Annotated in this window: 20 protein-coding genes; 12 read left to right on the top strand and 8 right to left on the bottom strand. The window is 45.5% G+C overall.

Annotation, left to right across the window (positions count from 1 at the left end; genetic code table 11):
* Positions 1–5 precede the first annotated feature (5 nt).
* The gene (gene ubiT, locus AAA952_RS18460) at positions 6–539 is read left to right on the top strand and encodes a ubiquinone anaerobic biosynthesis accessory factor UbiT (RefSeq protein ID WP_131523260.1); all 534 of its coding nucleotides are present in this window, start codon (positions 6–8) and stop codon (positions 537–539) included.
* A 109-nt stretch (positions 540–648) separates the two neighbouring features.
* Here ubiT and AAA952_RS18455 read toward each other — a convergent pair whose 3' ends face one another.
* The 3 genes from AAA952_RS18455 to trhP all read right to left on the bottom strand — a co-directional run bounded on the left by AAA952_RS18455 (position 649) and on the right by trhP (position 4,683).
* Positions 649–2,538: a S8 family peptidase gene (locus AAA952_RS18455; protein WP_338258791.1), complete on the bottom strand. Its 1,890-nt coding sequence runs from the start codon at positions 2,536–2,538 to the stop codon at positions 649–651.
* 521 nt (positions 2,539–3,059) lie between these two features.
* Positions 3,060–3,311: a YfhL family 4Fe-4S dicluster ferredoxin gene (locus AAA952_RS18450; protein ID WP_338258790.1), complete on the bottom strand. Its 252-nt coding sequence runs from the start codon at positions 3,309–3,311 to the stop codon at positions 3,060–3,062.
* 4 nt (positions 3,312–3,315) lie between these two features.
* Positions 3,316–4,683 (bottom strand): prephenate-dependent tRNA uridine(34) hydroxylase TrhP, encoded by a 1,368-nt coding sequence (gene trhP, locus AAA952_RS18445; RefSeq protein ID WP_105251727.1) that lies wholly within the window; start codon positions 4,681–4,683, stop codon positions 3,316–3,318.
* 328 nt (positions 4,684–5,011) lie between these two features.
* Between trhP and AAA952_RS18440 the strand changes: the two genes are divergently transcribed.
* Both AAA952_RS18440 and AAA952_RS18435 read left to right on the top strand, forming a co-directional pair.
* The gene (locus AAA952_RS18440) at positions 5,012–5,854 is read left to right on the top strand and encodes an HDOD domain-containing protein (RefSeq protein ID WP_338258789.1); all 843 of its coding nucleotides are present in this window, start codon (positions 5,012–5,014) and stop codon (positions 5,852–5,854) included.
* Positions 5,855–5,944: 90 nt separating this feature from the next.
* Positions 5,945–7,438 carry a putative bifunctional diguanylate cyclase/phosphodiesterase gene (locus AAA952_RS18435; RefSeq protein WP_338258796.1) on the top strand — a complete coding sequence of 498 codons (1,494 nt, stop codon included), beginning with the start codon at positions 5,945–5,947 and terminating at the stop codon, positions 7,436–7,438.
* Positions 7,439–7,652: 214 nt separating this feature from the next.
* On the opposite strand, the gene AAA952_RS18430 is transcribed toward AAA952_RS18435, so the two are convergent.
* Positions 7,653–8,078 carry a thioesterase family protein gene (locus AAA952_RS18430; protein ID WP_113939326.1) on the bottom strand — a complete coding sequence of 142 codons (426 nt, stop codon included), beginning with the start codon at positions 8,076–8,078 and terminating at the stop codon, positions 7,653–7,655.
* A 352-nt stretch (positions 8,079–8,430) separates the two neighbouring features.
* Here AAA952_RS18430 and AAA952_RS18425 point away from each other — a divergent pair, with 352 nt between their 5' ends.
* Entirely contained in the window at positions 8,431–9,411 is a 981-nt protein-coding gene (locus AAA952_RS18425) for a chemotaxis protein (RefSeq protein ID WP_105251730.1), read from the top strand.
* Between the two features lie 152 nt (positions 9,412–9,563).
* On the opposite strand, the gene AAA952_RS18420 is transcribed toward AAA952_RS18425, so the two are convergent.
* Complete coding sequence (locus AAA952_RS18420; RefSeq protein ID WP_338258788.1) at positions 9,564–10,820, bottom strand: adenylosuccinate synthase; 1,257 nt, start codon at positions 10,818–10,820, stop codon at positions 9,564–9,566.
* Between the two features lie 140 nt (positions 10,821–10,960).
* On the opposite strand from AAA952_RS18420, the gene AAA952_RS18415 reads away from it, so the two are divergent.
* Positions 10,961–11,851 carry a LysR family transcriptional regulator gene (locus AAA952_RS18415; protein ID WP_028761417.1) on the top strand — a complete coding sequence of 297 codons (891 nt, stop codon included), beginning with the start codon at positions 10,961–10,963 and terminating at the stop codon, positions 11,849–11,851.
* 28 nt (positions 11,852–11,879) lie between these two features.
* Here the strand turns inward: AAA952_RS18415 and AAA952_RS18410 are convergent, their stop codons facing one another.
* On the bottom strand, positions 11,880–12,704 hold the full coding sequence (locus AAA952_RS18410; RefSeq protein WP_338258787.1) for a substrate-binding periplasmic protein: 825 nt from the start codon (positions 12,702–12,704) through the stop codon (positions 11,880–11,882).
* Between the two features lie 327 nt (positions 12,705–13,031).
* Entirely contained in the window at positions 13,032–13,466 is a 435-nt protein-coding gene (locus tag AAA952_RS18405; RefSeq protein ID WP_338258786.1) for a PACE efflux transporter, read from the bottom strand.
* A gap of 90 nt (positions 13,467–13,556) precedes the next feature.
* On the opposite strand from AAA952_RS18405, the gene AAA952_RS18400 reads away from it, so the two are divergent.
* Positions 13,557–14,444: a LysR family transcriptional regulator gene (locus AAA952_RS18400; protein WP_338258785.1), complete on the top strand. Its 888-nt coding sequence runs from the start codon at positions 13,557–13,559 to the stop codon at positions 14,442–14,444.
* Positions 14,445–14,539: 95 nt separating this feature from the next.
* Here the strand turns inward: AAA952_RS18400 and AAA952_RS18395 are convergent, their stop codons facing one another.
* Positions 14,540–15,163, bottom strand: coding sequence for a TetR/AcrR family transcriptional regulator (locus AAA952_RS18395; RefSeq protein WP_338258784.1), 624 nt, complete (start codon positions 15,161–15,163; stop codon positions 14,540–14,542).
* 419 nt (positions 15,164–15,582) lie between these two features.
* On the opposite strand from AAA952_RS18395, the gene AAA952_RS18390 reads away from it, so the two are divergent.
* From AAA952_RS18390 to AAA952_RS18365, 6 genes are all read left to right on the top strand, one after another.
* Positions 15,583–16,821 carry an efflux RND transporter periplasmic adaptor subunit gene (locus AAA952_RS18390; RefSeq protein WP_338258783.1) on the top strand — a complete coding sequence of 413 codons (1,239 nt, stop codon included), beginning with the start codon at positions 15,583–15,585 and terminating at the stop codon, positions 16,819–16,821.
* A 13-nt stretch (positions 16,822–16,834) separates the two neighbouring features.
* Positions 16,835–19,993, top strand: coding sequence for an efflux RND transporter permease subunit (locus AAA952_RS18385; protein ID WP_338258782.1), 3,159 nt, complete (start codon positions 16,835–16,837; stop codon positions 19,991–19,993).
* 443 nt (positions 19,994–20,436) lie between these two features.
* Complete coding sequence (locus tag AAA952_RS18380) at positions 20,437–21,114, top strand: methylamine utilization protein (protein ID WP_263146951.1); 678 nt, start codon at positions 20,437–20,439, stop codon at positions 21,112–21,114.
* Positions 21,104–23,410 (top strand): bifunctional diguanylate cyclase/phosphodiesterase, encoded by a 2,307-nt coding sequence (locus AAA952_RS18375; protein WP_338258779.1) that lies wholly within the window; start codon positions 21,104–21,106, stop codon positions 23,408–23,410. The genes AAA952_RS18380 and AAA952_RS18375 overlap by 11 nt, the downstream gene beginning before the upstream one ends.
* 85 nt (positions 23,411–23,495) lie before the next feature.
* Complete coding sequence (locus AAA952_RS18370; RefSeq protein ID WP_338258795.1) at positions 23,496–24,365, top strand: DUF3034 family protein; 870 nt, start codon at positions 23,496–23,498, stop codon at positions 24,363–24,365.
* Entirely contained in the window at positions 24,362–24,823 is a 462-nt protein-coding gene (locus AAA952_RS18365) for a group I truncated hemoglobin (RefSeq protein ID WP_338258778.1), read from the top strand. Before AAA952_RS18370 ends, AAA952_RS18365 begins: the two co-directional genes overlap by 4 nt.
* The last annotated feature ends 42 nt before the right edge of the window (positions 24,824–24,865 follow it).

Raw genomic sequence — 24,865 nt, 5'->3', positions numbered from 1 at the left:
CCACCATGTCCGCTGTTTTTTTCGCAAAATTTGCTCAGCAACTTTTAGAGTTCACCCCAAAAGCCATCGGCTTTCCCCTTGCTAAGATGCCGTTTAGCCTCAAAGCAAAAGCCATCAGCCAATTGCTTGAACTCTTACTTGCCGAGCAAGCTGCTGACGATGAGCTTGGATTTTTGACGGATAAATGGGTCGCGATTCGAGTGGAAGATCTAAACTTAGCCTTCGAAGTCAGTTTTAATGGCAAGTGGCAAGTCAGAGAGCTCACGGATGCGCAGGTGACCTTTAGTGCCAACTCTGCTGAGCTAGTGTTAGTGGCGGCGGCGAAGGAAGATCCCGACACGCTATTCTTCCAGCGTAAGCTGAGTATTCAAGGTGATACTGAATTAGGACTTGAAGTGAAAAACCTGCTGTTAAGTATCGAATTTGCCAGTATGCCAGCCCCAATTCGTCTTAGTGTTGAAAAGCTTGCCGCTGTGATTGAGCGTCTGCAAATTGAAGCGAAACCGACAATTATTCTCGCCAAATCCCCAAGCTTTTAACGTTATTTAGTGAGACTACACACTGCTAATTCCATAAAGAAGCCCGCTAAGTTGTTATCTTAGTGGGCTTATTTTTATTTAAACTTTATTGTATGGTTTGGTCAATGAGTTAGTAGCTTGCACTCAGTTGTAGTCCCGAGTAGCTCGAATAAGCGCGTAACATCACATGGTAAGTTCCCGCTTGAGTCACGGTAATCGAACAGCTTTCATTGTTCCCGTTTTTATAGGGACGGCAATCATAGCTGGTGGTCGTTGGGGTAGTGCCTGCTTTAACATACAGGTCAACATCTCCAGTTCCGCCACTGGTGGCAATGTTGAGTTGGCTATTGGCAGGAACCACTATCTTATACAGTTTCTCTGTTGCTGTTGCCCCGCTTAAATTCGTGACAGGTACGCCATTGGTTAAGCAGTTTGCATCGGTGCAGCTTCCGCCACCATTCAGGTTATAGCTGGCTGTCAGTTGGGCATTGGCGTAATTATTATAGCCTTGCACCATCACATACCACCGACCCGCCGTAGGTGTGGTGAAGTTACAGCTCTCGTTGTTGCCATTTTGATAAGGGCGGCATTGGTAGCTTGTTGTCGTCGGTTTTTGCCCTTGGCTGACATAAATATCCGCATCACCAGAACCACCCGCTAGATTGATCCCTAAACTTGCCGCATTGACTGGGACATCGATGTAGTAATACGTCGCAGAACCTGTGGCACCACTGATTGCGACACCCACATTATTTTGCAGCGGTGTTTCATCGACGGGGCAATTATTGCCACAGCCACCATCATCGCTTGCAAGTGAAAACAGTAACTTATTCGGTGAGCCTGTCTTAGCATCTGTGACTTTACCAGATGTGGCGCGTGTCGTAAGTAAGTTTGTCACCTGTGCGGGAGAGAGATTTGGATTTTCATCTAAGTATAATGCGGCAACGCCTGCCACATGTGGGGCTGCCATTGAGGTACCACTTATGGTATTAGTCGCTGAATTTGAGTTATACCAAGCGGACGTAATGCTCGAACCTGGCGCATAGATATCAAGGCAAGTCCCGAAGTTAGAAAAACTCGAGCGGGAATCGTTACTGGTGGTTGAACCAACCGTGATGGCATTTACCGCCCGTGCGGGTGAGTAGTTACAAGCGCTGCTGTTGTCGTTACCTGCCGCCACTACGAAAGTGACCCCTGCGGCAACTGCGGCATTGACTGCATCATCAGTTGCTTGGGAGGCTCCTCCTCCTAAACTCATATTCGCGACGGCGGGGCCGGAAGCATTGTTTTTCACCCAGTTTATCCCTGCAATTACGCCAGAGTTACTGCCTGAACCTGAACAGTTGAGTACTCTGACGCCCACAAGATTGACGTTTTTAGCCACACCGTAAGTAGCACCGCCAACAGTTCCTGCCACATGGGTACCATGGCCGTTACAGTCAGTCGCATCGTAATCATTATCCACAAAATCATAGCCACTGCTGGCGCGACCACCAAACTCATTGTGAGTATTAAGCACGCCAGTATCGATCACAAAGGCGGTGACACCAGAGCCGTCGAAATCCGTGTGATAGTTACTATCCAATGGCAAGTTTCGTTGATCGATTCTGTCTATGCCCCAGGTCGGACTCGGTTGATTGGCATTGGCTTCAACCATAGGCGTTACTGACATGATTTGATCTTGTTCTATGTATTTCACATTTGGATCTTTACGCAGGGCTTTAATCTGTTGGGCGCTGGCCTTGATGAGTACACCATTGAGCACATTGCCAAAGTTTTTCATCACAGTGACATCATATTGGTTGACTAAACTCTCGGCTTGTTTCGTCGCGAATTCAGCTATGGTGTTGTTATTACTTAGATTAAGAACGCTTGGGGTATTGAATACAACAATGTAAGTATCTTTGATGGCTTTAGATTGTGGGACACTTACCATACTCGCTTGGTATTCATTAGCGTTAACAGGGAAGTAAGCAAGTCCAGTTGCGACCGCGACTGCAATTAAATGTTTCTTATGCATGTTGAACTCCATTTTCTTTTTATGTCTCCACGGACTTCGAGACATAATTCAATGTAGAAGGTATTTTCAACCTGCCCAGTTTGATGATTAAGGTATACCTAATTTATAAGGTTAAAATGTAACACTTGATTTACAATTTGACCGCAAGTGACTTTTTACTTAGCTAAAGAGTGAGGTGTACAAATAAGCGTCAAAATAATAACTATTAATCTATTAAAACAACCGAGTTTGTAAAAGTGGTGATTTATCAAGCGACATTTTGTCCGAATCACAAACCGTGCAGTAGCGATAAATTCCGTCTGCTACTTTTTTGACATTCACCGCTGAAAAGAAGTCAGTCTAAAGTAGTGTTTTGACTAATGCTGAAATAAAGGCTTGGATTTAAGCGATTTAAAGGTTCCTCATACCGTTAAATGCATCTTTATTGTGATTTTTTATGCGGGTTGTTTTGCGCAGGTTATGGCAGGTATTAGGGTAGATTTGACCGAGAGGCATTATAACCACTCGGTCAGGTGACGTGATTAAGCTTTTTGCGTTAACACGGCAAATTTCACTAACAATTCGTCGTTAGATTCGATACGGTTTGGATCTGGGTCGATGCAATCAATGGGGCAGACAGACACGCAAGTCGGTTTGTCGTAGTGACCCACACATTCGGTGCAACGGTCTGGATCGATTTCATAGATCTCTTCGCCCATAGTGATGGCCTGATTAGGACATTCAGGTTCACACATGTCGCAATTGATGCAGCTATCGTCGATCAGTAGTGCCATGATCTTAACCTAGTTCATGTGGGTTGCGAGTATCCTGACCTTGGGGCAAGTTACGCAGCAAAATACCGTGGCTCAAATCGACTTCTTTCGGCACGGGTAGATACACAGTGTGCCCCGAACCTAAACCGGCTTCAACCGCTTCAGCTTTGCGATTTTCGAGTTGTTCAATCGTCAAACTGATATTGCCCTGCGGCGTCATCAGTTCAACACTGTCGCCAACGGAGAACTTGTTTTTTACTTCAATTTCGGCCAATCCTGCAAGATTACGTTTTCCCGTCAGTTCACCTACAAATTGTTGGGTGTCACTAACTGAGTAGCCATAGTCATAATTTTGGTATTCATCATGCACATGGCGACGTAAAAAGCCTTCGGTATAACCACGGTGGGCTAGGCCTTCTAATTGATTCATTAGGCTGCGGTCGAAATCTTTACCCGATGAAGCATCTTCAATCGCGCGGCGATACAGTTGTGCTGTACGGGCAACGTAATAGAAGGACTTAGTGCGGCCTTCAATTTTGAGCGAGTCTATGCCCATTTTAGTCAGGCGCTCAACGTGCTGAATGGCCCGTAAGTCTTTAGAGTTCATGATATAAGTGCCGTGCTCATCTTCGAAGGCGGGCATGTATTCGCCGGGGCGATTGGCTTCCTGTAGTAGGTAAATTTGATCTGTGGGAGCGCCTGCGCCTAAGGTCGTTGGCGTTTCAATTTGCACCGCATTTGGCATGGCAATGATGTCACCGCTGTCATTTTGCTGCGCTTCGTGTACATCGTATTTCCAGCGACAAGCATTAGTGCAGGTGCCTTGGTTAGGATCGCGTTTGTTGATATAACCTGAGAGTAAACAACGGCCTGAATACGCCATACACAGGGCGCCATGCACAAACACTTCAAGCTCGATATCGGGGCAGCGCTGACGAATTTCTTCGATTTCATCTAAGGACAATTCGCGTGACAGGATCACGCGTTTGATGCCTTGGGTTTGCCAAAACTTTACCGAGGCCCAGTTGATGGCATTCGCTTGCACGGATAAATGCACCACTTGATCAGGAAACGCTTCACGCACCATCATGATTAAACCGGGATCGGACATGATCAGTGCGTCAGGCTTCATCGCCACTACGGGTTCCATGTCCTTGATATAGGTTTTTAGCTTGGCATTGTGGGGCGCGATATTGCTCACCACATACAGCTTTTTACCGAGTGCATGGGCTTCTTCAATCCCAGTGGCAAGGTTTTCCATTTTAAAGTCATTGTTACGTACCCTTAGACTATATCTTGGCTGACCGGCATACACTGCATCTGCGCCATAGGCAAAGGCGTAGCGCATGTTCTTTAAGGTTCCAGCTGGAGACAGCAGCTCAGGTTTAAACATAATCACTCTCAAATGGGTTAATAAATGACGCGGTGCGCGGGGGCGGCATTTTACACAATGAAAGTAGGGGTATGCAAATTGCCTTAGTTAACTTTAGCTGTACTTCACATTTTACGAATATAGTGAGTTTGGCTTAGATCAACTGGAGCGGAATATTTCAACTTGAGTGATGATTGAGGTCGATGTTCAAGACAGATAAGTAAGGCAAAATTGATAACGCAATCATACAAATTATTAACGTCTGCAGTTTTTTCTAGGCATCTAATGACAGCCAACTGATATACTCCAACAATCCAATGTTGATGTTTACAGATTGATGGGAGTTAAGATGTCTACCGAACATCTACTGTTAGTCAGTTTATTAAAAAAACTAAAAGACGATGCCTTAGTACTACCGACCTTGCCTGAAGTGGCGATGCGGGTGCAAGAAGTGGTTGGACGCTCCGATGCGAGCCTTAAACAAGTGGCTGAAGTGATCGGCCAAGATGCCGCGATTTCTGCGCGTATTATTAAGGTCGCCAACAGCGCGTTATATAGCCGAGGCGTACCCGCTGAAAGTATCAACAGTGCGGTTTCTCGTATTGGGTTAATCCAGATTAAAAGCATTGCCACTTCGGTGGCGATGGAGCAATTATTCATTTCCACCAATGAAATGGTGTGGGAAGTGATGGATGAAGTATGGCGTACCTCAATTGATGTGACCGCCGCCGCTTGTTCCATGTTGCAGATGTATAACAAACGTCATTCAAGTAGTCGATTAAATTTAGACACCTTAACCTTAGCTGGACTCGTGCATAACATTGGCGCCTTACCTGTATTAACAGAAGCGGAGGCGCATCCCCATTTATTCACTAGCATTGATCAATTACGCGCGCTCGTACGTAAAATGCAAGGGCCTTTGGGTCGTGCAGTTTTGAAAAGTTGGGATTTCTCTACCGAAGTGATGGAAGTGGTTGAGCGTTGGGCTGATTTACCTTATCTACCCGATCATGTCACCTATCTCGACTTTATTCGTGCAGCGGCCTTTTATACCGGTGAATTGCGAGCGGGCACTGAACTAGAGCAACGTCTCGGTGTGTTTGTCGCCCGTGGATTACCTGTGACGACCGATGATTTAGCCAGTGATGAGTTTATGGAAAAATTCCATTCAATTAGAGAAAGTTACCAATAATCGTTAGGCCTAAATGGAATTCAAATGGCGCTGATATTCTTTATCGTGTCATTTGAGAACAAGCTTACGTGGTATGGCAGAGGCCAAGGTATGTTCGTAATCGGGTTAGTTGTCGCTTCTCTCGCTTTATTGATATTTTCATTGTATATCCTGCAGTCAAAGTACAGATCTTTACGGTCGCAGCAAAAATTTTTAGCACAGCTTTGTACCCAGCTAGAGCAGCAAAAGGTTGAACGCCAAGCTTTAGACATTGGCATCGTCCCCCAAGCGTTTGCTCCTCTCTACCATACTTTAAATGAATTATTAAAGGCGTTACCGGCAAGTGTGGGCAAGGATAAGTTAACAGGACTTGTTAATCGTGTCGGCTTGAAACGTACTCTTACTGGCATGATGCCGCTGACTCAAGGGACATTAGTGCTAATTGATATTTATCGATTTCGCTATGTGAATGATCTCTTTGGTTTTGTATTTGGCGATATCCTGCTGAAGCAATTTGCCGAACGCTTAAACAGCTTAAGTTTATCCCCGAGATTAATCGCACGCCTCAATGGTGATGAATTCTGTTTATATTACGAGCAAGCGTTGACTGAGGAGCAATTAGTCCACCTAAGAGGGCGGTTGCAAGTGCCTTTTAGCATTAAGAACACACCTGTCAGCGTTAAGCTTCAAATCGGTTGTCTGCATTTACAAGAACACCATGCCGACACGAGTCAGATGCTACGTCGAGTCGATTTGGCGCTGAAGAAAGCCCGCCATTCTCGTAGCGCGATTGCATACTATGCCCAAAATGATGATATTCGTCAGTTAAGGGAACTGAAAATTATCGATAGTTTGCCTAAAGGTTTGCAACGTAATCAAGTATATATGGTGTATCAAGCTAAACAGGATATTGCCACGGGTCGATGTTTTCAGGTTGAAGCCTTGATGCGTTGGGAGCATGACGAACTCGGGATTATTTCTCCTGGAGAATTTATTCCCTTAGCCGAATATGCTGGCATGATTGATTTAGTCAGCCAATGGGCACTCGATCAGGTTTTAGCACAGCAGGCAAAATGGCGCGCGGCAGGGATACAATTGTGTGTTGCAGTTAACCTGTCGACACGGGATCTTGACAGTGAAACCTTACCCCAAGAAATTGCTGCAAGATTAGCCTATTACCAGCTCCCTCCCGAATCCTTGATGATCGAAATTACTGAAAGCACTTTAATGGCCGATTTAACTAAGGCGGTCGAGACGTTAGGAAAGATACGTGCCTTAGGGGTTAGGCTTGCAATTGATGATTTTGGTACGGGTCATTCTTCCTTAGCTTATTTAAAGCATTTACCCGTTAATGAAGTCAAAATTGATAAAGCCTTTTTAAAGGATCTGGAGCAGGATAAACCGTCGGAATACATCCTCGAAGCCAGTATTAATATTGCCAAAAAACTCGGTTATGAGGTAACTGTTGAAGGAATTGAAACGCTTGAGATTAGAGATAGGTTAGTGGCTATGGGGGTTGATACTATACAAGGCATGTATTACGCGAAGCCCATGAGTGCCGCCGAACTCGAAATGAACTGGGCCCAACTACATAATACAATCTAAACCTTGTGCTCATTAAAGTAAGCGCTCGTTAAATCAAATGCTCGTCAAATAAAATGCTCGTTAAATCAAGAGTACTAAGGCTTGCAGTCGAGCCTTAATACTGTCCAGTTATCGTTATTTGAGTTGTACTTCTTTGAGTGATTTTTGTTGCCTTTGCTTATGTCGAAATAAGCTCAGGAAATCGCGCGTGTACTTGTATGTAAGAGTATTAGCTTTATTCGCTTGATGTGAAACCAAGACTTAATATGGCGATTAACTCTGCCGGCATAGGCGCTAGTTGGCGGGCTTGATTCATACACACCATTTCTATGGTTGCCGTGACCGCAGGCTTTTTACCCTGTGGACGCCAAATCTCCTGCTGCCACACAGTGCGGTACTTACTCTCAAAGTAAAACTTAGTGCGAACATCGATAATATCGGCAAATTCCACCCCCTCATGGCACAACATATCGCTACGATACACAGCAAAACCCAGTTGGTTTTGTTGCCATAATGCACTTAAACGCTCAGCACCAATCACATGCTCACGGGCTCGCTCGAAGTATTTCAAAAAGTTGGGGTGATACACCACGCCAGAAAAATCTGTATCTTCATAGTAGATTTGCACTGGGAAAGAAAAGGTCGGGCTAAATTGCGGCATGGGGTACGGCTATTCTAGATAGTTTTATTGCGCAATAGTTTAGCGGCTTATCTCTTAAAACAAAACCTCTAATGCGGAGAGACAAAATCGCTGTTAAGGGAAATGTGCAGACTACTTTAGGTCAGCAACGGCGATGCTTAATCTGGAGATGATTGACAATGTGACGACTGAAATCGTCATTAGATTCGATTATGGGACGCTTTTCTGCTTATAGATAAAATGCTTGTTACCCAAAAAATATCACGCTAATCAGGCAGTAAAATCACACTATCGTGCCTAATTCATTAATCCCTTCCTATACTGATAACTGCAATCCCTTTCTTACGTTGATTTGCTAGGTTGAGAGCTTTATATGAGCGAAATTAAAAAATCAGAAATATTGACTGAGAGTGGCACAAATGAACTCGAAATTATTGAGTTTCATCTACATAAGACACTTCCCAATGGTGGCCATAAAGTGTGCCATTACGGTATTAATGTCGCCAAAGTGAGAGAAGTCATTAGGGTGCCAGAAACGTCAGATTATCCCAATGCCCAGCGGCACATGGTTGGGGTGTTCTCGCTGCGAGAAAAGTTGATCCCTTTGGTCGATCTTGCCGGTTGGCTCGGAATATCGACACCTGAGGATTTAACCCACAAAGTGGTCATAGTGACTGATTTTAATAAGATGATTAATGGGTTCTTAATCGATAGTGTTCGTAGCATCCATAGAGTGTCGTGGGAGCAAGTTGAATCGCCGAGTCAATTTTTAGAAGCGGGTGAAAATGATTGTGTCGTTGCCGTAGTGCGCCGTGATGGCATGCTCATTATGATATTGGATTTTGAGAAAATTATTGCTGATATTAATCCTGAACTGAGTATGGATAAGTACGATGTCACGCTCGATAGAAGTGTACTGATCAATGATAAAATGCTGGCGAAACGTGAAGCGAAAACGATTTTAATTGTCGATGATTCCGCTTTTATTCGTAAGATGATCGAAAATACCCTTCGTAGCGCAGGTTACAACATTATCACAGCCAAAGATGGTGGTGATGCCCTTGAAATGCTGATGGAATTTGAGAATCTTGCTGACCAAGATAATGCTTCTATCTCTGATTTTGTCAGCGCCATTATTACGGATGTTGAGATGCCTCGCATGGATGGCATGCATTTGGTGAAACGCTTAAGAGAATCCAAGGCGTATCGACAAATGCCAATTGTGATGTTTTCCTCTTTAATGAGTGAAGATAACCGCACAAAGGCGATGGCATTAGGTGCTAACGATACCATTACTAAACCAGAAATTGGTCGTATGGTCGGTATGATAGATAAATACGTATTCGAAGAGTAATGCTATTTCACTTAGCGGCGATATTTGAATATGGGGTATTCGAGTCATTGCTATCAACGTCTTGAGTGATTCTTCAATGACAAACCATATCAAAGTAAAAAGCCATATTCACCGAGGCGAATATGGCTTTTTTGTAGGGTAAACGTTGTTTACTAGCGAATGATCATTTGATCGCGCTCTGGTCCAACAGAAACCATGCTAACGCGTACACCCATTAACTCTTCAATACGTTCAACATATTGTTGTGCGGCGACAGGCAGGCTTTCGAAGGTGCGACAACCAGTAATATCTTCGCTCCAGCTTGGCATTTGCTCATACACTGGGCTTAACGCAGCAGTTTGTGGCCAAATTGGGTTCTCAGTGTGTTCACCAGCATAGGCAACACAGATTTTCAGATCTTTCATGCCAGAAAGACAATCAATCTTAGTCAGGGCAATTTCGGTTGCTGCTTGTAGCTCAACACCATTACGGGTGGCAACAGCATCAAAATATCCCATGTCACGTGGACGGCCGGTCGTTGCACCAAACTCGTTGGCATTTTCGCGGAAGGCGTCTTGCTCTTCCATTGCGGTCACTAACGTGCCTGTGCCGACTGATGAGCTAAAGGCTTTCGCGACAGCAATTACGCGCTCTGGACGCAGGGCTGGTAAACCGCTGCCGATACCCGCGTAAGCCGCAGTCACGTTTGAAGATGTGGTATAAGGATATTCGCCGTAGACTAAGTCGCGGCCAGCACCTAATTGCGCTTCAAACAGTAAGCTCGCATCTTGTTTTTGTAATGCTTTTAATGGCTCTGTCACGTTACAAATAAACGGACGCCAAGGTGCCGTCACTTCTAATAACCATGCGGTCATTTCGGCGGCGGTTTGATTAAAATCGCAACTTGGATAAAGTGCTTTTAACTGCGGTAATTTCCAGTCGAGCATAAATTGAATGCGCTCTTGCAGCACTTCAGGTTGGTTTAACCAGCCGACTAAAATGCCTTTTTTCATCACGCGATCGCCATAGGCTGGCGCAATCCCTTGACGGGTTGAACCATAGGCGAGGTCGCCAAGACGTTGTTCTTCTAAGGTATCTTCTAATGCATGTAGAGGTAAGCACAAGGTAGCACGGTCAGAAATGCATAATTTGACTTCAATGCCAGCCGCTTGCACTTCAGCAATTTCTACACTGAGTTTTTCAGGGCTGATCACCATGCCAGGGCCTAAAACTGCAACGCAGTTAGGGTTGAAAATGCCACTCGGTAATTGGTGTAATTTAAAGGTGCCATAGTCGTTGACGACGGTATGGCCAGCGTTGTTACCACCTTGAAAGCGAATACTGGCAGCGGCATCCGCGGCTAAATAATCTACGATGCGGCCTTTGCCTTCATCACCCCAATTTGCACCCACAACCACGATCGACGGCATAACAACATCTCCTCATTGATTAAGACGCTATGCTAGACCCGTCATTTGAATAAGAGAAATTAATTATGGTTATCATCCCAATAAGAATTTCATATATCATTGGCTATCATTAACTCTAATACTTTGCAAAAGGTGGCGTTATGCTCGATATCCATTGGTTAAAGACCTTCGTGACTTTGGCTGAATACAAGCATTTTGGGAAAGCGGCCACAGCGCTGCACATGACGCAGCCCAATGTTAGCTTGCATATTAAGCAGTTAGAGCAAAGCACTCGAGTCAAGTTGATTGACCGTAATCCCTTTCGATTAACGCAAGCGGGATTTCGCCTGTTAGAGAGCAGTCAAAAGACTTTGATGGAGCTACAAATCTGTCAGGCGGATCTCAATGCGATTAATGACCTTAGCCAAGGCACCTTGACCATTGCCGCCAGCGATATTATCTCGCGGTTATTGTTAATCCAGCCGTTTCAGCTCTTTAAGGCGGAGTTTCCGGGAATAGATTTCTCTCTGCTCAACACAACCTCATCACAAGCCTCTGAACTGGTAAAAAATGCCGAGGCCGATTTAGGGTTTGTGATTGCGCAGAAGGAAAGTCAGCCACTGCATTTTACTGAGCTACAACAGATTAAATGGTGTGCAATCGGAGATAACTTACAGCAATGGCAGCAGGCAAAACCCTCTGTGGATACGCCCTTAGCCGAGCAACCGACGTTGATTTTATTAGGACACGATACGCGAACCCGCGAATTGTTAGATCCCGCATTGCCGTCGCTGAACTTATCGAATTACAGAATAATGGAAGTCGGCAGTGTTGACGCGCAAATCGATTGGGCTGAGGCGGGATTTGGTGTGGCTATCGTACCGGAATTTTCGGTTTACACTAAGGCGAATCTCACCACTAAAGTCACTCCTCTACCGCAATTCCCTACTACGAGTTTAGGTTATATTGTGCGCCAGAATCAGATCCTGTCGAAGGCTATTAAGCAGCTGTTATATTGGGTGAATCAAGAGATCATTCGCTCGCAGCGGTAATCTATCATTCGCTTGTAACGATAGTGGATTAGTCAGCGACTAAGAGCAGTTTGTCGTATTGGCCTGTGGCTTTTAGCTGTGATAAGCCAGCGTCAAGTTGGGTCGCTAAGGTTTGTGCTTGCGGATTTCCTTTCGAGAAGGCCAAAAAAATATCGCTGCTGTGGTTAGCAAATGCAGGAATAATCTCATCATCTACCCCCATTTTTTTCAGGTTTTCCTTCGCGACTAAGTCGAACATCAAGGCGGCATCTATGCGACCAATCAATAATAAATTGATGAGCTGTTGTTGGTTGGCGACGGTGACGATATTGAGCTGTTGCTGTTTAACTAATGTGGGAAATTCATCGCCATATTCATAGCTTTTAATCACGCCGATAACGGTGCCTTTAGGTAGCGCCCATTTATTGTCTGCAAGAATAGGTTTTTGTTTCTTTTGATAAAAAGAAGCCGTGGCGATAAATAATGGGGTGTTTCCAAAGATGAAGCGTTGCTCAGTACTGTTTTCGCGGGTGACGTTAAACACCCCATCAACTGCACCTTTTTCCGCCATCATCAAGGCGCGAGAATAGGGCACGACTAAGCTATTCACTTCAATATGCGACTGTTTAAAGGCGGCTTGGATTAAACGATGGGAAATGCCTTGGCCGAATTGATTGGCAAAGGGCGGCCAACTGTCTTCTGCGGCTAAGGTTATCGCCTGAGGCTGTGATTCTGCGGGCACTGCATTGCTTTCTTGGGCGAATGCCATGTTGTAAGCCATGGGTGCGAGTAATAAAACGATGCTAAGTATCAATGCTGATGGCAAATTTAATGCCTGCTGCATCCTGAGCCTCACTCGGTTCCCTACACGCATTTTGCTTCCATCTCCCTGCTTAATATATGGCTTTTATAGCATAAAGAATTATATCTAGACTAATGATTTGAATATTAATTATTGATAGCGAGTACTTTTGTGATGTTTATAGGATCTTTCAACAGCCTCAGTTCACTGTGTGCGGGTCTATTACTTTTGTTTACTGTGTTTAAGTGGTTTTTTGCGCTGGGCAACGAATATTCTGGCTTAGCTTTTCTGCTGAGTAGAAGAAATTGAAATGGATAAGTTTCAATGCTGCCATCAAACGAATCGCTAAATTGTTTAGTGAGGTTCGTTTGATGGTGATGTGTGTTGATCTTAGCTGCGCTATTTGACCTTAGTGGCTTGCATAGTAAACCAAGTCTTGTAGGGCTGATACTTGTCATAGCACCAATGGAATAGGGTGCTGTAGAAAAAGAAAAAGATCAAAAAAACCGCTTCTAAGCCCATGGCTGCCAACCAACCTATCTGTAGAAACCAGGCGATGGTCGGTATGCTAATGAAAATAAGTCCCCCTTCAAATCCAAAGGTATGCAGTATTCTGGTTTTCAAAGTACGTTGCTCTCGATTTGCCCCAAATACCCTGTCGAATCCTAGGTTGTAGAAGTAGTTCCATACCACGGTATAAAGACTCAAAGCGATACCAACTATGGCGAGTTCACTGGTTCCCTTGCCTGATATAAGGGTAGAAACGGGGATAATAATAGCGAGTGCAATCGCTTCAAAGAGTAAGGCGTTAAAGATACGTTCTGTCGTTTTCATGGCTATTTCCCATTCATTTAATGTGACTATGGCCATAATTTTATCTAGTATAGGGATAAGTTATAGTTAGATAGTATCGGTAAAAGCGATATGTTTAGTCTCGAACAACTCGAAGCCTTTATGGAAACCGTAGAATCTGGTTCATTTTCGAATGCTGCAAGGCAACTTAAGAAAGCACAATCCGTGATTAGCCAGCATGTGATGAATCTTGAAATTGACTGTGGGGTTGAGTTATTTGACCGTTCGGGTCGTTATCCGGTATTAACGGCCGAAGGTAGTAAATTACTGCCCTACGCAAGAGCGACGATTCTTCAACATCGTAGGCTCAAACATACCGCCTTATCGCTCTTCAGTAGTCAATCTTCAGAAGTGTGCCTTGCGATGGATGAAGGCATTCCGATACAGAGAATATCTGAAATTATTCGGTTGTTAGAAGGTGATTTCCCTAATATCGAACTCGAGTTTCTCAGTGCCTCAAGCATAGATATTATCGACATGGTGCATTCGGGAAGAGCATCTACAGGATTGATTTTTAGTGAATTATCTATGCCAAGTAGTATAGATTTTGAGAGTATTGGGGTGATTCAATTCGATCTTTATGTGGCGAGTTCGCATCCCTTAGCAAAATCAGTTGCACCGAACATGGACTCATTGCGACTGTATCGACAATTACTTATCCGCTCACGGAATACTAAAACCAGTAGTTTTCAGCAGGCGTTCAGTCCTGATGTTTGGTATGCCGATAACTATTATGTGTTATTGGAGCTCGCATTACAGGGCCATGGTTGGTGTCTGTTGCCAGAGCACATGGCATCCAGCTCAGTTTCATCGGGTAACTTAACTCGGGTCCCCATAGAATTTGAGCAGATAGGCTGGTATGCAAACGTCGATGTGATCCAGCATCAAGATAAAAGCAGCCTGCCATTATTGAAACGACTCAGGCAACTGTTTAGAGAACTCTTGGTTGGACAGAAGTAAATGCTTGGACAGAAATAAAGCAAAGCATAAATTAAACCCCAGTTAAGTGAGGACTCAACTGGGGTTTATTGTTTGTGCGCATTAGGATTTATGGTTCAGGACTCATCATTGCGCGGAAAGTTAGCGAGCACTAGCTCGGCGACTTTGCGTAATTCATTCGGGCAAATCCCACTGGTCGCTTGTACGGCCATGCCTTGCAATACTGTGCCGACATAACGGGCAAGCAGTAATGGCTCGGCATCTGCGGGCAAATCTCCTTCATCTTTGGCGCGTTGCAGTCGTTCGCACAGAGCGATTTCACCGTCGCGGCGACGATTAATCAAAGTGTCTTTAATCGCTTGCCCTGCTTCACTGCAGGTTAATGCCCCTTGAACAATCAAACATCCCTGCGGATGGCTTTTATCCACAAAAGAGCTCGCGGCCCCGAGCAGCATCGACTCGACCACCAGATAGGCGGTTTTCTGCTCAAGTGCGGGATAGAAAAACGCACAGGGGCGTTGTTCATATAATTCTATCGCTTTGAGAAATAACTGTTCTTTATTGCCGAAGGCGGCATAAAGGCTTGGCTTATTAATGCCCATAGCTTGGGTGAGATCGGTTAACGATGTACCTTCAAAACCTTTGAGCCAGAAGACTTCTAAGGCTTTTGCTAATGCATCGTCAGTGTCAAAAGCTCGTGGGCGACCAACACAGGGCGTCTGGGTGACGGTTGACATCATTAGGCTCCTCAATTCTCAATTGCCCCTAGGATAGACATGGGTTTAGTCCCTGTCCAGCCACACTTGCCACTGATGACGGACTTAGGGGGGATATGTCTACTTAGTCATTCAAGTTGTCACCTAAGTTCAGCATGTTATCTGCGTTAGTCAGTATTTGCTTCAATATTCATCAAAATGCTTTGCCGTTCAAACTCGTAGCCTTTTGCCTCTGGACGCATTGTATGCCTAGGGTAAGTGCACACTTTTAATTAAATACCGTTCGGTACATAAATTTGTTGACAGCATCATTTTACGCTATATATTACCGTCCAGTACAGAATGTTTTTTACCAGTCGGTATTTAATTGGTTTGGTTTGTAACACAGCTGCATGTGTGTGGTTCGAACAGCGTGAAATGCCCGCCACTTTGAGGATAGTAATATGATGAGTAACAAACCTTTACGAATAATGATGTTAACGGCAGTGGCTGCTTTCGTCCTTTCAGCTTGTGGTGAGCAAACAGCGCAGCAGGGACCTGCACCGAGTGCGCCTAAGGTGGATGTAGCTCAGGTATTACATGAGCGAGTCACCGAATGGGATGAGTTTACCGGTCGTTTACAGGCGCCAGAAAGTGTCACCCTTATCCCGCGGGTGTCGGGCTATATCGACTCAGTAAATTTTAAAGAAGGCGCCTTAGTGAAAAAAGGCGAGGTGTTATTTCGCATCGATCCAAGCGTGTTTGAAGTGGAAGTGGCCCGGTTAAAAGCAGATCTTGCTAGCGCACTCTCTGCAGAGCAACTGGCCACCAATGACTTCGAACGAGCCCATAAATTGTTTGACCAAAAAGCGGTATCCGCCGAATTACTCGATACCCGTGAGTCAAACAAACGTCAGACTGCAGCTGCAGTCGCTTCGGTGAAAGCAGCACTCATGCGCGCCGAGCTTGATTTAGCTTATACCCAAGTACAAGCGCCGATTGATGGCCGAGTATCCTACGCCAACGTCACTGCGGGTAACTATGTCACCGCAGGGCAGAGTGTGCTGACCAGCTTAGTCTCTACCGCCAGCATGTATGCCTATTTTGATGTGGACGAGCAAACCTACCTTAAATACGTGAAGTTAACTGCGCAGAACAAACGTAACGATCCCCGTGCTGGCGATAATCCTGTTTACATGGCTTTAGCCAATGAGCGCGATTATCACCATATTGGCATGGTCGACTTTGTGGATAATGCGATGGATAAGCAGACGGGTACTATTCGAGTTCGTGCGACTTTTAACAATGAAGACAATAACCTATTGCCAGGCTTGTTTGCGCGTCTTCGTACTGCGGGCAGTGGCGCCTATGAGGGGATCTTGATCGACGATAAAGCGGTTGGCACAGATCTCAATAATAAGTTTGTGCTGGTCGTCGCTCATGATGGCACGGTCGAATATCGCGGTGTGACCTTAGGCGAAAAAGTCCAAGGACTGCGTATCGTGACCCAAGGCTTGATGGCCGAAGACAAGATCGTCGTCAATGGTATGCAACGCGTACGCCCTAAGATGCAAATTGAGCCAAACATAGTGGACATGGTCGACAGCGACAAGCTCGAGGCACTACGCCAAGCCCAGTTAATACTCGATAAAAACCAAGAGCATTTGACGGCGCAAGCGGTCGAAACGGCGAGCCGCGGTTAAGGAATAACACACTATGTTGTCGCAATTTTTCATTAAAAGACCGATATTTGCAGCCGTGCTGTCATTGCTGTTTCTTATCACGGGGGCGATTGCCGTTTGGCAGTTGCCTATTACCGAATATCCAGAGGTAGTGCCACCAACGGTAGTGGTCACTGCTAATTATCCTGGCGCAAATCCTAAAGTGATTGCCGAAACTGTGGCTTCACCGTTGGAGCAGGAAATTAACGGCGTCGAAGACATGTTGTACATGTCATCGCAGGCGACGTCCGATGGACGCATGACCTTGACTATCACCTTTGCGATTGGCACGGATGTGGATAAGGCACAAACCCAAGTGCAGAGCCGAGTGGATCGCGCTATGCCCCGTCTGCCGCAAGAAGTACAGCGCTTAGGTATAGTCACCGAAAAATCATCGCCAGACTTGACCATGGTGGTGCATTTGTTATCGCCGGATAACCGTTACGACATGTTGTATCTGTCTAACTATGCGGCGCTAAACGTCAAAGACGAGTTAGCGCGGATAAACGGTGTCGGTGCTGTACGTTTGTTTGGCGCCGGCGAATACAGCCTGAGAATTTGGCTTGATCCCAATAAAGTCTCGGCGCTGGGTTTATCGCCCGCAGACATTATTGCCGCCGTACGTGAGCAAAACCAACAGGCAGCAGCGGGCAGTTTAGGCGCACAGCCCAGTGGCAGTGCTGACTTTCAACTTTTAATTAACGTGAAAGGCCGTTTAACTGAACTGTCTGAATTTGAAGATATCATCATCAAAGTTGGTCAGAATGCTGAGGTGATCCGCCTAAAGGATGTTGCCCGCATCGAGTTGGGTGCAACGAGTTATGCGCTGCGCTCTTTACTCGATAATAAGGATGCGGTGGCCATTCCTGTATTCCAAGCATCGGGTTCTAACGCGATTCAGATTTCCGACGATGTACGCGCCAAAATGGCAGAGCTGTCTAAAGGATTCCCTGAAGGACTCGAATACGAAATCGTTTACGACCCAACAGTGTTCGTGCGTGGCTCAATTGAAGCTGTGGTAAAAACCCTGCTCGAAGCCGTGTTACTGGTGGTGTTAGTGGTGGTACTGTTCCTGCAAACTTGGCGCGCATCGATTATTCCGCTGGTGGCCGTGCCTGTGTCTTTGGTCGGTACCTTTGCCTTTATGCATCTGCTCGGTTTCTCGTTAAACGCCTTGTCGCTATTTGGGCTGGTGCTCGCCATCGGGATTGTGGTTGACGATGCCATCGTGGTGGTCGAAAACGTCGAGCGTAATATTGCCGCAGGATTAAGCCCAGTTGCGGCAACACAAAAGGCGATGAAGGAAGTGACTGGCCCGATTGTGGCAACCACCTTAGTGCTGGCGGCGGTGTTTATTCCAACGGCCTTTATGAGCGGTTTAACCGGGCAGTTCTATAAACAGTTTGCCTTGACTATTACTATCTCGACCTTTATCTCGGCGATTAACTCACTGACCTTAAGTCCGGCATTATCGGCGCTGTTACTCAAGAGCCATGATGCACCTAAGGACGGCTTAACGCGTCTAATGGATAAGTTGTTTGGTGCTTGGTTATTTGTGCCTTTTAATCGCTTATTTAACCGTGCATCCGATGGTTATGGCTACTTAGTGCGTAAGGTTATCCGTTTTGGCGGCATTATTGGTCTAGTGTATTTAGGCATGGTGGCGTTAACGGGTGTGCAATTTGCCAATACACCAACGGGTTATGTGCCCGGCCAAGATAAACAGTATTTAGTGGCCTTTGCCCAGTTGCCCGATGCGGCATCCCTTGAACGTACGGATAGTGTGATCAAGAAGATGTCTGAGATTGCGCTAAATCACCCCGGAGTAGCGCACTCGATTGCCTTCCCTGGCCTTAGCATCAACGGTTTTACCAATAGTCCTAACTCAGGCGTGGTGTTTGTTGCGCTCGATGATTTTGACTCTCGTACCAGTCCTGAACTGTCGGCGAATGCCATTGCAGGACAATTGAATCAGCAATTTGCTGCTATTCAAGACGCGTTTATTGCCATCTTCCCGCCGCCACCTGTGCAAGGCCTCGGCACTATAGGAGGGTTCCGTCTGCAAATTCAAGACAGAGCCAACCTTGGTTATGAGGCCTTGTATCAGGTGACCCAACAAGTGATGTACAAGGCGTGGGCCGATCCTCAGTTAGCTGGCGTTTTCTCTAGCTATCAAGTGAACGTGCCACAACTTGAACTGGATATCGATCGGACTAAAGCGAAACAGCAGGCAGTGTCGCTCGATCAAATCTTCCAGACATTACAAACCTATATGGGCTCGACCTATGTCAACGACTTCAATCGTTTCGGTCGAACTTATCAGGTGAATATGCAAGCCGACGAGGCGTTCCGTCAAAGTCCGCAACAGATAAGTCAGCTAAAGGTGCCGAATCTGAATGGTGACATGATCCCGCTAGGTTCGTTCATCAACGTCAGCCAAAGTTCAGGCCCAGACAGAGTGATGCACTATAACGGCTTTACGACTGCTGAAATCAACGGTGGCCCAGCGCTCGGAGTGAGTACAGGCCAAGCGCAGGCGGCGATTGAGAAAATTTTGGCTGAAACGTTACCTAATGGTATGACTTATGAGTGGACCGAGCTGACCTATCAGCAAATTCTCGCGGGCAATACGGGTCTTTTGGTTTTCCCGCTGGTGATCATCTTAGTGTTTATGGTGCTAGCCGCCCAGTACGAGAGCTTAAGCTTGCCATTGGCGATTATCTTAATCATCCCAATGACCTTACTTTCAGCCCTCAGTGGTGTGCTGATTTACGGTGGGGATAATAATATCTTCACCCAAATTGGCCTGATAGTGCTGGTGGGGCTGGCGACTAAGAACGCTATTTTGATTGTCGAGTTTGCAAAGGAGAAACAAGACCATGGTATGGCACCTATGGAGGCGATATTAGAGGCAGCAAGATTACGTTTACGTCCTATCTTGATGACATCTATCGCCTTTATCATGGGAGTGGTGCCTATGGTGTTCTCCACTGGCGCGGGCGCCGAGATGCGCCAAGCCATGGGCGTGGCAGTATTCGCAGGTATGATAGGGGTGACAGTTTTTGGTCTTATCCTAACGCCGCTGTTTTACTATGCCTTAGCAAAGAGAGGCGATAAAAAAGCCGATGAGTATAAAGAGATAACAGTCGGTTAAGCTTGTTTTCTAGTTGAAAAACACATGAAAGGTCTACATTGAGTAGGCCTTTTTTGTTTATTCACGGCGAGAGCGATTAGATTTGACTATCTTTAGCTGGGATTAAATAACATTAGGTCAATTGATGCTTAGTGATGGTATTGCTCGCCAGATTAAAACTAAAACCAGAAATGAGGAATATCGTTGGTATTTTCTGGATCATCAATAAGAAACAATGAATAACTATTACCAGACCATTCTGTTAGCTTATAACTTATTGCCACTTGAGCGCGTCATTATCACAGTATGATTAGAATGGTTACTATTTTACGACTTTTCTATATAATTTGATGATTATTCAATACATTAGTAATGTACAATGCTAGATGAATCTAGATCGTTTTTTTACGCAGAACTCAGCTAAGGTACTTGTTGGCCTTGCATCACTATGCCCGAGGTAACGGATGATCCTATATCGCGTTTTATATGCGTTAGTACTTTGCGTTTTGATCTATTTCACGCCTCAAGTCATGGCTGCTGAACTCAATATTAATGTAGTAGATCTGCAACAACAGGCCATTGCCGATACTGTCGTGGAGCTGATCCCTGCAGTGATGCCCGATAATGCGATACCTGTCGAACATTATGAAATGTCGCAAAAAAATCGAACCTTTATCCCCTTTGTACTGGCGGTGCCTAAAGGTGCAAAGGTGGATTTCCCCAACTTAGATCGTACTCGCCACCATGTATATTCTTTTTCAGAAGCTAAACCTTTCGAACTTAAATTGTATGTGGGTCAGGCCGAAGCGCCGATTCAGTTTGATAAACCCGGTTTGGTCGCGCTTGGCTGTAATATTCACGATTATATGCAGGCATTTATCTATGTGGCAGATAGCCCTATTGTCGCTGTGACGGACGAAAAAGGTGAGATCCAGTTTAAGGGACTTACCGCCGGTCAATATAAAGTTAAGCGCTGGCATCCATGGCAGAAGGCGGCATCAGAGCCAACGGATTTACTGATAGTTAATGGTCCTAATCAACTTAGTCTGTCCTTAGACATTGAGCGTCAAGCTAAACCGTCGGCTCCGCCGTCGGGATTTGGTCACTACGATTCTGAAGGTAAGCCATTACATGCTAAATAGTTTTCGCGCTCGGCTGATTTTAGTTTTCTTTATTGTGCTGACGTTAGTGCAATTTGCCACAGCATTTTCTGTGTTGACAGCGACCGAAAAAGATAACTTTTTACAGCAACAGAAAAGCCTCGATATTGGCGCGAATGTGTTTCTCGAAGTGTTATCGAATCGCGGTATTCAGCTCAGTCAAAGTTTGTCCGTACTCAGTGCCGATTTTGGTTTTAAGCGCGCGATTGCTACTGGTGAGCAAGAAACCATTGAGTCAGTGTTATCTAATCATGGATCTCGTATTGGTGCCGACGCCGCTGTATTGCTATCACCTAAAGGGGAGCTCTTGACCTCGAGTTTGCCCGGACTCACTCAGGATGATATTCAATCCTTATTTAATATGACCACCAGCAATCATAATGCGTTAGCTATCCTTAATTTTGATCATGCTAGCTATCAGTTTGTGCTGCAGCCGGTGAAGGCGCCGACCTTAATTGCTTGGGTTGGCATGGGTTTTTTATTGGATGAGAAGGTCGCCCAACAAGCTAAAGCTATTACGGGCATCGATGTGAGTTTTGTCAATCAGGCAACGGGCCGCACTGAAATCGCTTCAACCTTATCAGATAATGAAAAGTTAAGCGTAATTGAGCAGGCGAGCTTATTGCCTAGCTTGCTGAAAATGCCTAGTGAAAGTATTCCCGTAGATCATCTGTCTATGGGCATCAAACTTTATGATCACAACGGCAGCCAATTAGCGCTACTACATCAATCAAACCTTAAGTGGCAGCAAAGTTATCAGCAACTACGCAATAATATGCTGCTAATTTTTGCTTTGACCTTAGCACTGGCGATTGCGATTGCGATTTGGTTGTCGGGCAGTTTGACTGAACCTGTGCATCAACTTGTGAATTATGCCCGTAAAATCGGTCAAGGTAAGCAGCCTGCCAATATTCAAGGTGCGCCAGCAGAGCTGAGGGTGTTGGCTAAGAGTTTATCCTTAATGCGCGATGATATTGAAGCGCGGGAAAAGGATTTAGTCTACCAATCTCGCCACGATAGCTTGACAGGTTTACTCAATCGTTTTGCCGCAAAACAGCATTTGGCGGATCTTAACGATAAATTATCCGGTGCTATGGTGTTGTTAGATATTAAACATTTCCGCCATATCAACGATATTATTGGTTTTGCCAACGCCGATACTTTATTACTGCTTTTTGCTCGTCGCCTAGAGCAATTAGCACCGACACCGGATTTACTGGCGCGTTTAGATGGTGACTCATTTTTACTCCTTTACAGTCAAGGGATCCGCCCCGAGCATTTGCTGAAATCATTGGATATGTTGGAGTCGCCATTTCCAATCCAAGGCTCAAACATCTCTCTTACCGTGCGTGCGGGATTACTTGAAATCGATGGTAATGGTGCTGATATCGATGTGTTAGTGCGCCGCGCCGAAATTGCCCTCAATCAAGCCTGTCTCGAAGAGCAACGTATTGTCAGTTATCGTCAAGGCGCCGATGAAAAGTATCAGCGTGAGCTGACGATTATCCGTGATTTGCCTATAGGTTTAGCGCAAAACCAATTGTATTTAGTGTTCCAACCTAAAGTGGATTTACACCTAAACCAGTGCACTGGCGCCGAAGCATTGATCCGCTGGCAACATCCTACGCTAGGGTTTATTCCGCCCGATGAATTTATTCAACTGGCTGAAAATTCAGGCAACATTGATATTGTTAGCCAGTGGGTATTGAAGCAGGCAATTCAGCAATTAGTGACATGGCAGCGGCGGGGTATAGTGCTAAAACTGGCTATTAACCTGTCGGCCCATGATTTAGTCGATACTCGCTTACCAAATCAAATCGCCATTTTACTGAAAGATAATAATCTGCCAAGCGGTGCACTCTGTATCGAAGTCACTGAAGGCGCCGTGATGAAAGATGCACTGACAGTGGTGAGTGTATTACAGCGATTCCGTGACATGGGCGTGTCTGTTGCCATTGATGATTTTGGTACAGGTCATTCATCATTAGCCTATTTGAAAATTTTACCTGTTAATGAAGTGAAAATTGATCGCAGCTTTATCAAAGACATGCTCACGGATAGCCAAGATGTGATGATAGTCGATACGAGTATTAAATTGATCCACGGCCTAGGTTTTACCGTCGTGGCCGAAGGGGTTGAGGAACCAGAAGGCGTTGAAATTCTGCGTAACCTCAATTGCGACATCATCCAAGGCTATGTGTTTTCAAAACCCTTAAAAGCGGCTGAATTTGATCTGTGGTTTGAAGCGTTTAACCATGCAAATCCCTCAGACACATAAGTTAATTTGCCCAAGAAAGCGCACGAAAGGCGTTAAAATTAGACGTATTCGAAAGAATAAAGCGGAGTAGCGAGTGAACATTGCCATGAATGCATTGAAGTTGAATTCATTAGCTTGGAATTATGTGAAGGCTTTGCCTTGCCTGTGTTTACTATTGGGCACAGTTCCTGCGTTTGCCGAAGGTAGCCGCGTGGTTGCGACTGGCGGCGGGACGACGATTGAGGGCAGTGCTGGCGGTGGCATAGTGCCGTGGGCGGTGATCAACGGTTATGGCAGTAGCGATGAATGGTCCGCTACGGCGATGGCGACAGGCGTTTATGTTGATGACTTTACGCTGAAAGTGATTGGCGCTTCCTTGAGTTTTGATAATCGATTCGAGCTCAGCGTTGCGCGGCAAACCTTTGATTTAGATACTATGGGCGGCGAGTTAGGCCAAGATATCTTTGGGGTAAAATACAAGCTTGCCGGCGAGTTACTTTATACGGCTATGCCGCAAATCACCTTAGGTGCTCAGTATAAAAGAGTCGATGACTTTGCGATTCCTCTGGCGGTTGGGGCGCGGGATGATTGGGGGTTAGATGTGTATATTGCGGCCAGCAAAGTATTTTTCGATGCGGTGGCGGGGCGCAATTTATTACTTAATGGTACCGTGCGCGCGACCAAGGCGAATCAAACGGGTTTATTGGGTTTTGGTACCCAAGCCAGTAATGACTACCAGTTTGTGCTCGAAGCGTCTGCGGCAGTATTGCTGACGGATAATGTGGCGCTGGGTATCGAATATCGCCAGAAACCCAATGAGTTAGCTTTTGCCCGTGAAGATGATTGGCAGGATGTGTTTTTAGCGTGGTTTATCAATAAGCATTTTTCCGTGGTGACGGCCTATGCGAATTTGGGCAGCATTGCAGGGTTTGAAGAGCAACGGGGTTGGTACCTGTCGGTGGAGGGGGCGTTATGAGGCGTTTACGGATGAAGCTATTACCTTTCGTCGTAGTATTTTTTTTCACTGGCTGTGCGGTGCCAACGACCGAAACCTCAGCATCACAAACTCACTCTAGTCGTCAAACCTTATACCAAGATTTAGGTGGTAACGCAGGCGTATCGGCGATAGTCGATGGTTTGCTGGCACGTATTGCCACAGATCCACGCATAGTGCATCACTTTCAAGAGACAGATATTGCGTTATTTCGTGAGCGTGCCATTGAACATTTTTGTCTGGTTGCCGATGGCGGCTGCGTGTATCACGGCGAAAGTATGCAGCACAGTCATAGAGGATTGAATATTACTCAAGCGGATTTTGATGCCTTAGTCGGTCATTTGATTGAATCGATGAAAGAGCAACATATTCCGCTATCGACCCGTAATGCCTTTCTAAAACGTCTCGCCCCTATGTATACGGACATTACCTATCAGTGATTTGCTTCATCTTTAAAGTAGAAGCTCAACATAGCGTCTCTA

The sequence above is a fragment of the Shewanella sp. M-Br genome (genome assembly GCF_036245925.1).
GTDB lineage: Bacteria > Pseudomonadota > Gammaproteobacteria > Enterobacterales > Shewanellaceae > Shewanella > Shewanella oncorhynchi.
This window is presented reverse-complemented; position numbering and strand designations above follow the sequence as displayed.

Excerpts from the sequence above, each read along its gene's own strand:
- ubiT (WP_131523260.1), top strand. The coding sequence starts at position 6 with ATGTCCGCTGTTTTTTTCGCAAAATTTGCTCAGCAACTTTTAGAGTTC.
- AAA952_RS18455 (WP_338258791.1), bottom strand. The coding sequence starts at position 2,538 with ATGCATAAGAAACATTTAATTGCAGTCGCGGTCGCAACTGGACTTGCT.
- AAA952_RS18450 (WP_338258790.1), bottom strand. The coding sequence starts at position 3,311 with ATGGCACTACTGATCGACGATAGCTGCATCAATTGCGACATGTGTGAA.
- trhP (WP_105251727.1), bottom strand. The coding sequence starts at position 4,683 with ATGTTTAAACCTGAGCTGCTGTCTCCAGCTGGAACCTTAAAGAACATG.
- AAA952_RS18440 (WP_338258789.1), top strand. The coding sequence starts at position 5,012 with ATGTCTACCGAACATCTACTGTTAGTCAGTTTATTAAAAAAACTAAAA.
- AAA952_RS18435 (WP_338258796.1), top strand. The coding sequence starts at position 5,945 with ATGTTCGTAATCGGGTTAGTTGTCGCTTCTCTCGCTTTATTGATATTT.
- AAA952_RS18430 (WP_113939326.1), bottom strand. The coding sequence starts at position 8,078 with ATGCCGCAATTTAGCCCGACCTTTTCTTTCCCAGTGCAAATCTACTAT.
- AAA952_RS18425 (WP_105251730.1), top strand. The coding sequence starts at position 8,431 with ATGAGCGAAATTAAAAAATCAGAAATATTGACTGAGAGTGGCACAAAT.
- AAA952_RS18420 (WP_338258788.1), bottom strand. The coding sequence starts at position 10,820 with ATGCCGTCGATCGTGGTTGTGGGTGCAAATTGGGGTGATGAAGGCAAA.
- AAA952_RS18415 (WP_028761417.1), top strand. The coding sequence starts at position 10,961 with ATGCTCGATATCCATTGGTTAAAGACCTTCGTGACTTTGGCTGAATAC.
- AAA952_RS18410 (WP_338258787.1), bottom strand. The coding sequence starts at position 12,704 with ATGCGTGTAGGGAACCGAGTGAGGCTCAGGATGCAGCAGGCATTAAAT.
- AAA952_RS18405 (WP_338258786.1), bottom strand. The coding sequence starts at position 13,466 with ATGAAAACGACAGAACGTATCTTTAACGCCTTACTCTTTGAAGCGATT.
- AAA952_RS18400 (WP_338258785.1), top strand. The coding sequence starts at position 13,557 with ATGTTTAGTCTCGAACAACTCGAAGCCTTTATGGAAACCGTAGAATCT.
- AAA952_RS18395 (WP_338258784.1), bottom strand. The coding sequence starts at position 15,163 with ATGATGTCAACCGTCACCCAGACGCCCTGTGTTGGTCGCCCACGAGCT.
- AAA952_RS18390 (WP_338258783.1), top strand. The coding sequence starts at position 15,583 with ATGATGAGTAACAAACCTTTACGAATAATGATGTTAACGGCAGTGGCT.
- AAA952_RS18385 (WP_338258782.1), top strand. The coding sequence starts at position 16,835 with ATGTTGTCGCAATTTTTCATTAAAAGACCGATATTTGCAGCCGTGCTG.
- AAA952_RS18380 (WP_263146951.1), top strand. The coding sequence starts at position 20,437 with ATGATCCTATATCGCGTTTTATATGCGTTAGTACTTTGCGTTTTGATC.
- AAA952_RS18375 (WP_338258779.1), top strand. The coding sequence starts at position 21,104 with ATGCTAAATAGTTTTCGCGCTCGGCTGATTTTAGTTTTCTTTATTGTG.
- AAA952_RS18370 (WP_338258795.1), top strand. The coding sequence starts at position 23,496 with ATGAATGCATTGAAGTTGAATTCATTAGCTTGGAATTATGTGAAGGCT.
- AAA952_RS18365 (WP_338258778.1), top strand. The coding sequence starts at position 24,362 with ATGAGGCGTTTACGGATGAAGCTATTACCTTTCGTCGTAGTATTTTTT.